Annotated in this window: 14 protein-coding genes and 1 pseudogene; 5 read left to right on the top strand and 10 right to left on the bottom strand. The window is 38.8% G+C overall.

Translation table 11 applies throughout. The features are described 5' to 3' along the window. Positions 1-47: 47 nt before the first annotated feature. The 6 genes from HT729_RS05130 to HT729_RS05105 all read right to left on the bottom strand — a co-directional run bounded on the left by HT729_RS05130 (position 48) and on the right by HT729_RS05105 (position 6,222). Entirely contained in the window at positions 48-857 is an 810-nt protein-coding gene (locus tag HT729_RS05130; protein ID WP_119942507.1) for an MBL fold metallo-hydrolase, read from the bottom strand. A 1-nt stretch (position 858) separates the two neighbouring features. After that, on the bottom strand, positions 859-2,208 hold the full coding sequence (gene vicK, locus HT729_RS05125; protein ID WP_000886221.1) for a cell wall metabolism sensor histidine kinase VicK: 1,350 nt from the start codon (positions 2,206-2,208) through the stop codon (positions 859-861). After that, complete coding sequence (gene yycF, locus HT729_RS05120) at positions 2,201-2,905, bottom strand: response regulator YycF (protein ID WP_000722069.1); 705 nt, start codon at positions 2,903-2,905, stop codon at positions 2,201-2,203. Before yycF ends, vicK begins: the two co-directional genes overlap by 8 nt. Positions 2,906-2,960: 55 nt before the next feature. Further along, positions 2,961-4,136: an A/G-specific adenine glycosylase gene (gene mutY / locus HT729_RS05115; protein WP_172928502.1), complete on the bottom strand. Its 1,176-nt coding sequence runs from the start codon at positions 4,134-4,136 to the stop codon at positions 2,961-2,963. A gap of 45 nt (positions 4,137-4,181) precedes the next feature. Further along, positions 4,182-4,328 (bottom strand): hypothetical protein, encoded by a 147-nt coding sequence (locus tag HT729_RS11990; RefSeq protein WP_023933630.1) that lies wholly within the window; start codon positions 4,326-4,328, stop codon positions 4,182-4,184. A 223-nt stretch (positions 4,329-4,551) separates the two neighbouring features. Further along, positions 4,552-6,222: a formate--tetrahydrofolate ligase gene (locus tag HT729_RS05105; RefSeq protein WP_172931753.1), complete on the bottom strand. Its 1,671-nt coding sequence runs from the start codon at positions 6,220-6,222 to the stop codon at positions 4,552-4,554. A 229-nt stretch (positions 6,223-6,451) separates the two neighbouring features. Here HT729_RS05105 and coaB point away from each other — a divergent pair, with 229 nt between their 5' ends. From coaB to HT729_RS05080, 5 genes are all read left to right on the top strand, one after another. Continuing rightward, complete coding sequence (gene coaB / locus HT729_RS05100) at positions 6,452-7,141, top strand: phosphopantothenate--cysteine ligase (protein WP_172931752.1); 690 nt, start codon at positions 6,452-6,454, stop codon at positions 7,139-7,141. 11 nt (positions 7,142-7,152) lie between these two features. Then, positions 7,153-7,704 carry a phosphopantothenoylcysteine decarboxylase gene (gene coaC / locus HT729_RS05095; RefSeq protein ID WP_119943471.1) on the top strand — a complete coding sequence of 184 codons (552 nt, stop codon included), beginning with the start codon at positions 7,153-7,155 and terminating at the stop codon, positions 7,702-7,704. Further along, a complete protein-coding gene (locus HT729_RS05090; protein ID WP_023940179.1) occupies positions 7,688-8,251 on the top strand; it encodes an ECF transporter S component in 564 nt (187 codons plus the stop codon). The genes coaC and HT729_RS05090 overlap by 17 nt, the downstream gene beginning before the upstream one ends. A 291-nt stretch (positions 8,252-8,542) precedes the next feature. Continuing rightward, entirely contained in the window at positions 8,543-9,070 is a 528-nt protein-coding gene (locus HT729_RS05085) for an ECF transporter S component (RefSeq protein WP_001097393.1), read from the top strand. A gap of 11 nt (positions 9,071-9,081) precedes the next feature. Continuing rightward, positions 9,082-9,597, top strand: a complete 516-nt coding sequence (locus tag HT729_RS05080; protein ID WP_138702447.1) for a transcription repressor NadR — start codon at positions 9,082-9,084, stop codon at positions 9,595-9,597. On the opposite strand, the pseudogene HT729_RS05075 reads toward HT729_RS05080, so the two are convergent. The 4 genes and pseudogenes from HT729_RS05075 to HT729_RS05060 all read right to left on the bottom strand — a co-directional run. Further along, positions 9,594-9,734, bottom strand: a pseudogene (locus HT729_RS05075) (NUDIX hydrolase); the annotation flags it as partial. The gene HT729_RS05080 and the pseudogene HT729_RS05075 overlap by 4 nt on opposite strands. A gap of 77 nt (positions 9,735-9,811) precedes the next feature. Next, positions 9,812-10,777 carry a substrate-binding domain-containing protein gene (locus tag HT729_RS05070; RefSeq protein ID WP_000789622.1) on the bottom strand — a complete coding sequence of 322 codons (966 nt, stop codon included), beginning with the start codon at positions 10,775-10,777 and terminating at the stop codon, positions 9,812-9,814. Positions 10,778-10,882: 105 nt separating this feature from the next. Next, positions 10,883-11,827 (bottom strand): ribose ABC transporter permease, encoded by a 945-nt coding sequence (gene rbsC / locus HT729_RS05065; RefSeq protein ID WP_004248623.1) that lies wholly within the window; start codon positions 11,825-11,827, stop codon positions 10,883-10,885. 1 nt (position 11,828) lies between these two features. Next, on the bottom strand, positions 11,829-13,307 hold the full coding sequence (locus HT729_RS05060; protein WP_112443746.1) for a sugar ABC transporter ATP-binding protein: 1,479 nt from the start codon (positions 13,305-13,307) through the stop codon (positions 11,829-11,831). Between the last annotated feature and the right edge of the window lie 3 nt (positions 13,308-13,310).

The raw sequence follows: 13,310 nt of genomic DNA, 5'->3' as shown, positions 1-13,310 counted from the left end.
CTGGCTTGAAGCCATAATATAAAAAGAACACCTTCTCAGCGTTCTTTCTATATGTCCGTCAATGGTGTTGCGGTATCTGGTGAGGTATCATAAACCTTAAAGTCTACTCCGACTCCCAGATCAGCTTGTGCTAGCTGATTGATCATGGTCATATGAGCCAGTTCCTTGATATTGTTCTCCTTAGATAAATGCCCAAGGTAGATTTTCTTAGTGCGGTTTCCCAAGGTACGAATCATAGCTTCAGCACCGTCTTCGTTAGAAAGGTGACCGAGGTCAGATAGGATTCGTTGTTTGAGTCGCCAAGCGTAAGAACCTGCTCGCAAAATCTCTACATCATGATTGGACTCAATAAGATAGCCGTCCGCATTTTCGACAATTCCCGCCATACGATCGCTAACATAACCTGTATCAGTCAGCATGACAAAACTCTTGTCATCCTTCATAAAGCGATAAAACTGCGGTGCGACTGCATCATGGCTTACACCAAAACTCTCGATGTCGATATCTCCAAAGGTTTTGGTTTTACCCATTTCAAAGATATGCTTTTGCGACGAGTCTACCTTACCGAGATACTTGCTATTTTCCATAGCCTGCCAAGTCTTTTCATTGGCATACAGATCCATACCATACTTGCGAGCTAACACACCTACTCCATGGATATGGTCTGAATGCTCATGGGTAATCAAGATGGCATCCAAGTCTTCTGGTTTGCGGTTAATTTCAGCAAGTAGGCTGGTAATTTTCTTACCAGATAAGCCTGCATCTACTAAAAGCTTCTTTTTTGAGGTTTCCAGATAAAAGGAATTTCCACTGGAACCCGACGCTAAAATACTGTATTTAAAGCCTATTTCACTCATTCTAGTCTTCTACTTCGTCCTCCCATACTTCTTCTTTCACTGCATCCTTATCATAAGGGAGCACAATGGTAAAGGTTGAACCCTTGCCATATTCACTCTTGGCCCAAATAAAGCCCTTATGTTGTTTGATAATTTCTTTAGCGATAGACAGTCCTAGACCTGTACCACCTTGTGCACGACTTCTAGCACGATCCACACGATAGAAACGGTCAAAGATACGTGGTAAATCCTGCTTAGGAATCCCTAAACCCTGGTCAGAAATGGATAAAATCATCTGGTCTTCAGTTGTCTTCATTCTGACAGTGATTTTACCCCCATCTGGCGAATACTTAATAGCATTATTTAAAATATTGTCGACAACCTGTGTCATCTTATCTGTATCAATTTCCATCCAGATAGAATTGATGGGATAATCTCTCACCAACTCATATTTTTTCTCCTTTTCCTGTCCTTTCATCTTGTCAAAACGATTGAGGATAAAGGTAATAAAAGCAGTAAAGTTAATCAGTTCCACATCCAAGTGACTGGTGGCATTATCAATCCGTGAAAGATGGAGGAGATCCGTCACCATGCGCATCATACGGTTGGTTTCGTCCAGAGACACCTTGATAAAGTCTGGTGCTACAGTTTCACACAAAGCCCCCTCATCCAAGGCTTCAAGATAGGATTTCACGCTGGTTAAAGGAGTCCGTAACTCATGGCTAACATTGGAAACAAAGAGTCTCCGTTCGCGTTCTTCCTTCTCCTGCTCCGTCGTATCATGCAAAACAGCCACCAAACCTGAAATAAAGCCAGACTCTCGACGTATCAAGGCAAAGCGAACTCGAAGGTTCAAATATTCGCCATTGATATCTTGGGAATCTAGCAACAATTCTGGACTTTGGGTAATCAAATCACGCAATTCATAGTCTTCTTCTATCTTGAGTACTTCCAAAATGCTTCTATTCAGAACATCTTCCTGAACCAGCCCCAGTTGCTTCTTGGCTGTATCGTTAATCATGATAATCTGCCCCCGACGATTGGTCGCAAGGACCCCATCTGTCATATAAAACAGAATACTATTTAGCCGCTTACTTTCTTGTTCTAGATTTTCCTGAGTGAGACGAATAACCTCCGACAAGTCATTCAAATTATTGGTAATATTGGTGATTTCAGACCCACCTTGCATATCAAGAACCTTGGAATAATCTCCTGCAATCAAATCTTTAACCTTTTGATTGACTTGCTTCAATCGAATATTATCACGTCTATTCTCCAGTAATAAGAGGGTCACAACAAGGATGAAACCTAACAAAATCAGAATAAAGATAAAATCTCTGGTAAAAATGGTTTGTTTCAGTAAATCAAGCATTATTTCTCATGTAATACCCTACACCACGGCGCGTCAAGATATACTCTGGTCGGCTGGGCGTATCTTCAATCTTCTCACGCAGACGTCGGACAGTCACATCAACTGTACGGACATCACCAAAATAGTCATAACCCCAGACAGTCTCAAGCAAGTGTTCGCGCGTAATGACTTGACCTGCATGCGATGCCAAATGATACAAAAGCTCAAACTCACGGTGGGTTAAGTCTAGTTCTTCTCCATATTTTTTAGCCACGTAGGCGTCTGGAACAATTTCTAAATCCCCAATTTGGATAGGTTGAGGTTTACTTTCTGCTTCCTGCCCATCTACTGGCATAGGTTGAGAACGACGCAGAAGAGCTTTAACACGCGCCTGCAACTCACGATTTGAGAAGGGTTTGGTTACATAGTCATCCGCCCCAAGCTCCAAACCGATAACCTTATCAAATTCGCTGTCTTTAGCCGACAGCATGATAATAGGTACACTACTTGTCTTACGAATGGTCTTAGCAACTTCTAAACCATCAATTTCCGGAAGCATCAAATCCAGAATAATAATATCTGGTTGCTCTGCTTCAAATTGCTCTAGCGCTTCACGACCATTAAAAGCAGTTACAACTTCGTAACCTTCCTTGGTCATATTAAACTTGATAATATCCGAGATTGGTTTCTCATCATCTACAATTAGTATTTTTTTCATATGTTCACCTTTTTCTCTACTATTATACCAAAAAAATAACAAGAAGACACGATAGCTAGTCTTTGTTACTGTCTAAGTTGGCTTTTGCATAAGCCTGCCAGATTTTTTGTTGGGGTTTGGCAAGTGGGTAATTCTTAAATTCTTCTGGTGAAAGCCACCGAACTTCCCTATCTGAAAAATCATGGAAGTCAGTCACCTGACCGGCTACAATTTGAACATACCACTTGCGATGGCTAAAGACATGCTTGACAGTCTCAAAATAAACATCAAGCCAAGCAACATCTAGGTCATAGTCCTGCTGGAAACTCTCCTCTGGACTGGGGCCAAAATTCACACTTTCTTCTGCAACCTGATGAAAGAGGTCAAACTGCTCTTCTTGCGAAAAGTTATCAACTTCTATCAATGGGAAATGCCAAAAACCTGCCAATAGCTTTTCACTTTCATTTTTTTCAAGTAAAAATTGTCCCTGAGTATTTTTGACCACCAAGGCTTTTAGATAAATGGGAACTGGCTTTTTCTTGGGAGCCTTGATTGGATAACGGTCCATGGTTCCATTCTGATATGCCGCACTAAAGTCCTTGACTGGGCTTTCTTCAGGTCTGGGATTTACAGGAGACTCAATATCAGACCCCAAGTCCATCAAGGCTTGATTAAAATCACCCGGACGCTCTGGGTCAATCAAGATCTCCATCATTGCCTGAAAAATTTTGCGATTACTTGGAATCCCAATATCATGGTTGACTTCAAACAGACGCGCCAAGACCCGCATGACATTACCATCTACAGCTGGCTCAGGCAAGTTAAAAGCGATACTGGAAATAGCTCCTGCTGTGTAAGGGCCAATCCCTTTCAAACTGGAAATTCCTTCATAGGTATTTGGAAATTGGCCACCAAAATCAGTCATAATCTGCTGGGCTGCAGCCTGCATATTGCGTACTCGAGAATAATATCCCAGTCCCTCCCAAGCCTTCAACAAACGCTCTTCAGGCGCATTCGCCAAACTTTCGACAGTTGGAAACCAGTCCAGGAATCTTTCGTAGTAAGGGATAACTGTATCCACCCTGGTCTGCTGGAGCATAATTTCAGAAACCCAGATATGATAAGGATTTTTACTTCTACGCCACGGTAAATCTCTTTTGTTTTCATCATACCAACTGAGAAGTTTCTCACGGAAAGAAATAATCTTCTCCTCCGGCCACATGACAATACCGTATTCTTTCAAATCTAACATATCTCTAGTATAACACAGAAGGTTTTAACTGTCCTTTTCCTAGTATTAATACTCTTCGAAAATCTCTTCAAACCACGTCAACGTCGCCTTGCCGTAGGTATGGTTCCTGACTTCGTCAGTCTTATCTGCAACCTCAAAGCAGTGCTTTGAGCAACCTGCGGCTAGTTTCCTAGTTTGCTCTTTGATTTTCATTGAGTATAAAAAGCCTCTTCCCAAGGGAAAGAGGACTAAATTTTATTGATGAACTGCTTGCAGCAAATAAGAAATAGGTAGGGCAAAAATATTTAAACTCAAAAAACGCATAATATCCGGTGTTGAAAAACCTTGATATTATGCGCTCTATTATGGGAAAATTTACTTCATTTTCTCCTGAAATTGAGTTTTTACCCAGTCTCTCAAAGTCAATTTCAATCCACTAGAACAAGCCTAGTACAGTTCCATCGCTTTCAACATCCATGTTGAGAGCTGCTGGACGTTTTGGAAGACCTGGCATGGTCATAACATCACCAGTTAAGGCAACGATGAAGCCTGCACCTAATTTTGGTACCAATTCACGAATGGTAATTTCAAAGTTTTCTGGTGCTCCAAGCGCATTTGGATTGTCTGAGAAACTGTATTGAGTTTTAGCCATACAGATTGGCAATTTGTCCCAACCGTTTTGAACGATTTGAGCAATTTGTGTTTGAGATTTCTTCTCAAAGTTCACTTTGCTACCACGATAGATTTCAGTGACAATTTTTTCAATCTTTTCTTGGACAGAAAGGTCATTATCATACAAACGTTTATAGTTAGCTGGATTTTCAGCAATTGTCTTAACAACTGTTTCGGCAAGTGCTACTCCACCTTCTGCTCCATCAGCCCAGACACTAGCCAATTCAACTGGTACATCGATTGAGGCACAGAGTTCTTTTAAGACTGCAATTTCAGCTTCTGTATCAGATACAAATTCGTTAATAGCTACAACTGCTGGAATACCGAACTTACGGATATTTTCAACGTGGCGTTTCAAGTTAGCAAAACCTGCACGAACTGCCTCTACATTTTCTTCAGTCAGAGCGTCTTTAGCCACACCACCATTCATCTTAAGGGCACGAAGGGTTGCGACAATAACAACTGCATCTGGAGATGTTGGCAAGTTTGGTGTCTTGATATCAAGGAATTTCTCAGCACCAAGGTCCGCACCAAAACCAGCTTCAGTAACAGTGTAATCAGCCAAGTGAAGGGCTGTTGTCGTCGCCAAAACAGAGTTACAGCCATGAGCGATATTGGCAAATGGACCACCGTGTACAAAGGCAGGTGTACCGTAAATTGTCTGAACCAAGTTTGGCTTAATAGCATCCTTCAAAATCAAAGCCAAGGCACCCTCAACCTGCAAATCACCTACAGAAACAGGCGTACGGTCATAGCGATAACCAATAACGATATTCGCCAAACGACGTTTCAAGTCCTCGATGTCCGTTGCCAAGCAAAGAATTGCCATGATTTCTGAAGCAACTGTAATATCAAAACCGTCCTCACGTGGAATACCGTTTAGAGGACCACCAAGACCAACAGTCACATGGCGGAGCGCACGGTCGTTCAAGTCCACAACGCGTTTCCAGAGGATACGACGTTGATCAATTCCCAGCTCATTCCCTTGGTGCAAGTGGTTGTCAATCAAGGCAGAAAGGGCATTGTTGGCAGTTGTAATAGCATGCATATCTCCAGTAAAGTGGAGGTTGATGTCTTCCATTGGCAGAACTTGTGCATACCCACCACCAGCAGCACCCCCCTTGATCCCCATGACTGGACCAAGAGACGGTTCGCGGATAGCAATCATGGTTTTCTTGCCAATCTTGTTCAAGGCATCCGCAAGACCAATGGTAATAGTTGATTTTCCTTCACCTGCAGGTGTTGGATTGATGGCAGTAACCAAAATCAATTTCCCAACTGGATTGCTCTCAACTGCACGAATTTTATCAAAGCTAAGCTTAGCCTTGTACTTTCCATACAACTCCAAATCATCGTAAGAAATACCAAGTTTCTCTACAACATCAACGATTGGCTTCAACTCAATACTCTGTGCGATTTCAATATCTGTTTTCATTCAAAACTCCTCTAACCTCTTATATGATAATTCATTATATCACAAAACAAGATTTTTAACATCCTCAAACTCTCTAAACGTTCGTAAATATCCATTTTTTTAAGGTTTTTAGAGCCCTTTCTTAAATTTTATATGGCTTTATAGTTTGAAACTATAGTAAATATTCGTTTCTACCAAAAATTTATCACTTTCATTTTACTTACCGTTTATTTTTGTGTACAATAGTGCTATGAAAATTTTAGTTACATCGGGCGGTACCAGCGAAGCTATCGATAGCGTCCGCTCTATCACTAACCATTCTACAGGTCGCTTGGGCAAAATCATCACAGAGACTTTGCTTGCTTCAGGACATGAAGTTTGTTTAATGACGACAAAACGAGCTTTGAAGCCAAAAGCCCATCCCAACCTAAGCATTCAAGAAATTAACAATACAAACGACCTTCTCCTTGAAATGCAAGAACGTATTCAGGATTATCAGGTCTTGATTCACTCAATGGCCGTATCTGACTACACTCCTGTTTATATGACGGGGCTTGAGGAGGTTCAGGCTAGCTCCAATCTAGAAGAATTTTTAAACAAGCAGAATCATCAGACTAAGATTTCTTCAACTGACGAGGTTCAGGTTTTGTTCCTAAAAAAGACACCCAAAATCATCTCTCTAGTCAAGGAGTGGAATCCTGCTATTCATCTGATTGGTTTCAAACTGCTGGTTGATGTTAACGAAGACTATCTGGTTGACATTGCTAGAAAAAGTCTTATCAAGAACCAAGCTGACTTAATCATTGCGAATGACCTGACTCAAATTTCAGCAAATCAACATCGAGCAATCTTTGTTGAGAAAGATCAGCTTCAAACAGTCCAGACTAAAGAAGAAATTGCAAAACTCCTCCTTGAAAAAATTAAAGCCTATCATTCATAGAAAGGAAAGCTATGACACATATTCTCTTGGCTGTAACGGGCTCAATCGCCTCTTACAAGTCGGCAGATTTAGTCAGTTCTCTAAAAAAACAAGGTCATCAAGTCACTGTCTTAATGACTCAGGCTGCTACAGAGTTTATCCAACCTTTGACACTACAGGTACTCTCACAGAATTACGTCCACTTAGATGTCATGAAGGAACCATATCCTGATCAAGTCAATCATATCGAACTTGGAAAAAAAGTAGATTTATTTATCGTGGCCCCTGCAACAGCTAACACTATTGCAAAACTAGCCCACGGCTTTGCGGACAACATGGTAACTTGTATGGCTCTAGCCTTGCCAAGTCATATTCCCAAACTCATCGCACCAGCTATGAATACAAAAATGTATGACCATCCAGCAACTCAGGCTAATCTGAAAACATTAGAAAACTACGGCTATCAGCTGATTGCTCCAAAGGAATCCCTACTAGCTTGCGGAGACCACGGACGAGGAGCTTTAGCCGACCTCACAATTATTTTAGAAAGAATAAAGGAAACTCTCGATGAAAAAACGCTCTAATATTGCACCTATTGCTATCTTTTTTGCAACCATGCTTGTGATTCATTTTCTAAGCTCACTTATCTTTAACCTTTTTCCATTTCCAATCAAACCGACCATTGTTCATATTCCTGTCATTATTGCCAGCATTATCTACGGTCCACGAGTTGGGGTTACACTTGGATTTTTGATGGGGCTGCTTAGCTTAACGGTTAACACGATTACAATTCTACCGACAAGCTACCTCTTCTCCCCATTTGTACCAAACGGAAACATCTACTCAGCTATCATTGCCATCGTTCCACGTATTTTGATTGGTTTAACTCCTTATCTAGTCTATAAACTGATGGAAAATAAAACTGGTCTGATTTTAGCTGGTGCCCTTGGTTCACTTACCAACACAGTCTTTGTCCTTGGTGGAATTTTCTACCTTTTTGGAAATGTCTTTGATGGTAATATCCAAAAACTCCTAGCAACCGTTATCTCAACAAATTCGATTGCCGAATTAGTTATTTCCGCAGTTCTAACCCTAGCCATTGTTCCAAGACTACAAACCTTGAAGAAATAAAAACAATCTCCGCTTTCAAGATTGAAGGTGGAGATTTTGCTCTATACAGTTTCTTTTTAGTGAACTCTTTACCAATATTTATACTCAATGAAAATCAAAAAGTAAACTAGGAAGCTAGCCGCAGGTTGCTCAAAACACGGTTTTGAGATTGCAGATGGAAGCTGACGTAGTTTGAAGAGGTTTTCGAAGAGTATTAACTTAAAAACAACCTATAAACCCAAGTAAATCCTTGCTTTATTGTCTTGTTTATAGTACTATACTAGTGTATATACAGTTAAAAAGGAGATTCTTATGAACACACGGAAAAAGACACAATTTATGACAATGACGGCCCTCTTAACGGCTATTGCGATTTTGATTCCAATTGTTATGCCTTTTAAAATTGTCATTCCTCCAGCTTCTTACACTTTGGGAAGCCACATTGCTATTTTTATAGCTATGTTCTTGTCGCCCTTAATGGCTGTTTTTGTCATCCTAGCCTCTAGTTTTGGATTTTTGATGGCTGGCTATCCCATGGTTATCGTTTTTCGAGCTTTTTCCCATATCTTTTTTGGGACTTTGGGGGCTCTTTACCTACAAAAATTCCCCGATACCCTAGATAAACCAAAAGCTTCCTGGATTTTCAACTTTGTGTTAGCGCTTGTCCATGCCCTTGCTGAAGTATTAGCCTGTGTCGTTTTTTATGCAACTTCCGGTACCAATGTAGAAAATATGTTTTATGTTCTCTTTGTGCTAGTTGGATTTGGCACAATTATCCATAGTATGGTAGACTATACATTAGCACTAGCTGTCTATAAAGTGCTTCGAAAACGCCGTTAAAAGGAAAAACTATGACAAAAGATCGCAAACAAGCCCTCCTCCAACTCTTGAAAGAAGCTCCTAAAGCCCTCAATGGCCAAAGTTTGGCGGAGCATTTTCATGTCACACGTCAGGTCATTGTACAGGACATTGCAATTTTGAGAGCCGATGGCGCTCCTATCCTATCCACTAATCGTGGCTACGTCTATAAGCAAGTTGATGTCAATCCATACGTCCACAAACTTTTCAAAGTCAAACATGAAGTTAAAGAAATCGGGCAGGAGCTCCTCGCTATCGTTGATAATGGAGGGCGTGTTCAAAACACCTTGATTGACCATCCCGTCTATGGAGAAATTGAAACCTTGCTGAAACTGTCTTGTCGCAGAGATGTGCAACATTTTCTAAAACAAGTCGAGCATTCAGATTTTAGACCTCTGTCTGAATTAACAGATGGTATCCATTACCACCTAGTTGAAGCCGAAACACAACAAGACCTCCGCTATATCGAGGAGGCCTTGGATCAGCTAGGTTATTTAGTAAAAGACTAGAAGGTTTTCTTCTCCCAATCGTCTTCTGTACGGCGAGGGTAGAAAAATTCAGATTTGTCCGGAGCTTCCATCATCTCCATCAGAGGTAGCATATCATAGGCCAGATCCAAGTTTGGAATCTGGTCTTTTTGAATCCAATAGCTCAAATAGTAACAATGATATTTAAAAACCACATGGAATGAAAATTAACAACTACCTACTTACTAAAAATATATCACCAGTTATGTTGATCAACATTATCCTTAGTCACAAGATAAATTGGAGAAACTGTTTCTTTTTCCAGTTTTTTCCCTTGATAATGATCTATTGCTGATTGAATAGCAATTTCACCCATCTTAGCTGGTTGCTGAGCAATAGTGGCAGTAATATCACCTTTTGCAATAGCATCATGTGCATCTGGTTGACCATCAATACCAACAATTAATACATTGCTAAGACCAGCTGCTTTTACTGCTTGTGCAGCTCCTAACGCCATCTCATCATTCTGTGCAAAGATTGCTTGTACTTCTTTGTTTCCTTGAATCATATTTTGCGCTGTATTCAAAGCTTTTGCGCGATCAAAATTAGCGGATTGACTAGAAAGAACATCTAAATTTGTCTTTGAAATTTGTTCAAATCCTTTACCTCTATCTACTGTTGCAGAAGCACCAGGGACTCCTGATAATTCAAAAGTTTTTGCTTTTTCTCCCAATTGCTTGGTAATAAATTCGGCAGCCATTTTACCTGCTTCTACGTTATCAGAAGCAACAGTTGTCAAGACTTCACCACCATTACTACCGCGGTCAATTAAGATTACTGGAATATTTGCATTATTAGCAGCTTTAATAGATGTAACAATTGCATCAGAATCAACTGGATTAATTAGTAAAGCATCTACATTTTGACTAATAAAATTTTGAATATCATCTGCTTGTCTAGCAGCATCATCTTGTGCATCTGCTATCTTCAAAGTTACTTCTTTTTCTCCTGCGGCTTTTTCAAGACCATCTTTCATAGCCACAAAATAGGGATTATTAGTAGTCGAAATAGAAACTCCTAATTTTAATTCTTTTGCCGACTTTTGAGTCGTAGATTTATTATCATTTGATGAATTTCCTAAACCAGTTTTTCCACAAGCTACTAAAGCAAAAATAAATGTTACAAACAAAGCAAAAATGCTAATTTTTTTAATATTTTTCATGTTATTACTCCTCGTAATATATATATCTATAGGGATAGTTTCAATCCCGATTATTGTATGTCATCTAATAAATTGTTACTATTTCCAAAAAAATTGAAAATGATTCTACTGTTTTACAACTTTAAAACGATCAATCAGAACAGCAATTAAGATTACAACTCCTTTTACTACTTGCTGCCAAAATGCTGAAACACCAATAATATTAAGTCCATTATTCAAAACTCCAATAATTAAAGCACCTATTAGAGTCCCCAGTATACGACCTTTACCTCCTGATAATGAGGTTCCCCCAAGAACAACAGCTGCAATAGCATCCATTTCATAACTAGCACCTGCTGTTGGTTGAGCAGAACTTAAGCGTGATGTTATAATCAATCCAGAAATTGAAGCCATAATACCTGAAATTGAATAAATGATAATTTTCACTTTATTTAGTTTCACACCTGATATATATGCTGCTTTTTCATTCCCCCCTATAGCATACACAGATTTACCAAATGCTGTTTTATGAAGTAAAACATATAAAACAATAAATACAATAAACATAATAATTACAGGAAATGGAATTCCGACTATGTAACCTTGCCCCAAAAATTGAAATAAGAATGTATCACTTAATCCTTTTGTAATAGGATTCCCATTTGTATAAACAAGTGTTGCGCCTCTAAAAATAGTCATAGTTGCTAAAGTAACGATAAATGGAGCTAATTTCCCGTAGGAAATCAATAACCCATTCATCATCCCCAGAATGCAACCCAAAATTAAAGAGATGAGAATTGCTAATGTAACAGGCATTCCAGATCCTAATAGGCCAGCTGTGAGCGCACTGGATAAGGCTAAAATTGATCCAACTGATAAATCAATTCCACCTGTTAGAATAACAAAGGTCATTCCAAAAGCGATCAGTGCATTTGATGTTACTTGCAATAGTAAATTTAACAGATTATTTGCTGTTAAAAAATTTGAATTGATAATAGTGATGACAGCCATTAAAATTATCAATGCTATTACTGTTGTCAATTCTGACATATACTTCATAGTATTTTTCACACTATTGTCCTCCTGTAGCTAGTTGCATAACTTTTTCTTGTGTAGCTTCTTGACGTGTTAATTCTCCACTAATTCTTCCTTCATGCATGACCATAATGCGATCACTGACTCCGATCACTTCTGGTAAATCTGAAGATACCATAATAATCGGCACACCTCGTTCAGCCAATTCATTCATTAATTGGTAAATTTCACGCTTAGCACCAACATCTACCCCACGAGTTGGCTCATCTAGAATCAGTACTTTTGGAGCAATACCTATCCATTTTGCTAAAACTACTTTCTGTTGATTACCACCAGAAAGTGTTCCAACTTCCTTATCTGGATAACCTGATTTAATTCGTAGCCTATCAATTAAACGTTGTACAAATATATCACTTGTTTTATTATCAAAAATACCATTTTTAACAAAATCTCGAGTACTAGGTAAAGTCATATTATCTTTAATAGAAAAATCTAAAATCAATCCCTCATCTTTACGATCTTCTGTTAAGAAACCAATTCCATGCTTAATTGCTTCAAAAGGATTTTTAATTATCAGTTGTTCTTCGTTTATTATAATTTGACCAGATTTTAAAGAATCAATTCCAAAAATTGCTCGCATTATTTCAGTACGACCAGCACCCATCAAACCAGAAAAACCAAGAATTTCCCCTTGACGTACATAGAAAGAAATATCCGTAAAAGCATCACCAGAAAGATTCTTAGCTTGAAAAACAATATTCCCAATCTCAGCCTTTTTTTCTGGATAATAATCTTCTAATTCACGACCTACCATCTTCTGAACTAATTCATCCGCATTAGTTAAGTTCGTTTTCTTGGTATCAATTACAAACCCATCCCTCATAACAGTTATAAGATCTGTAATCTTAAAGATTTCTTCCATCCGATGTGAAATATACACAATACCTACACCATCAGATTTTAATCCTTCTATCACTTTAAAAAGTGTTTCAGTTTCACGATCAGTTAAAGCTGCTGTGGGTTCATCCATAATTAACAAGGAAACTTCTGATAATAAACATTTTGCTATTTCTATCATTTGTTGTTGTCCGACTGATAATTGACCAATGATTGCATCAAGAGGAATAGAGATATTAAGACGTTTAAATGCTTCTTTAGCTTTCCTTTCCATACTAGCTTTATCTAGAAACCCAATCGAATTTTTAATTTCTCTTCCTAAAAAAAGATTATCAAGTACAGTCATATCTGGCCAAGTATTCATTTCTTGATGAATAAAACTCAGTCCAAACCGTTCTGCCTCTTGAGGATTAGAAAATGTTTTTTCTTTTCCATCAATAAAAATAGTTCCTGAAGTAGCTGGAAAAAGTCCAGTTAAAATATTCATTAAGGTTGATTTGCCTGCACCATTCTCTCCCATTAAAGCATGAACTTCTCCTGAATTAAGAACCAAATCAATACTTTCTAAAACACGATTATTCCCAAAAGATTTTGAAATGTTCTTCATTTCAATTTTCATAGG

Origin of the sequence: Streptococcus sp. 79 (genome assembly GCF_013277425.1) — a bacterium.
Taxonomy (GTDB): Bacteria; Bacillota; Bacilli; order Lactobacillales; family Streptococcaceae; genus Streptococcus; species Streptococcus pseudopneumoniae.
The sequence above is the reverse complement of the archived record's forward strand: the minus strand, read 5'-3'. Positions and strand labels throughout refer to the sequence as shown.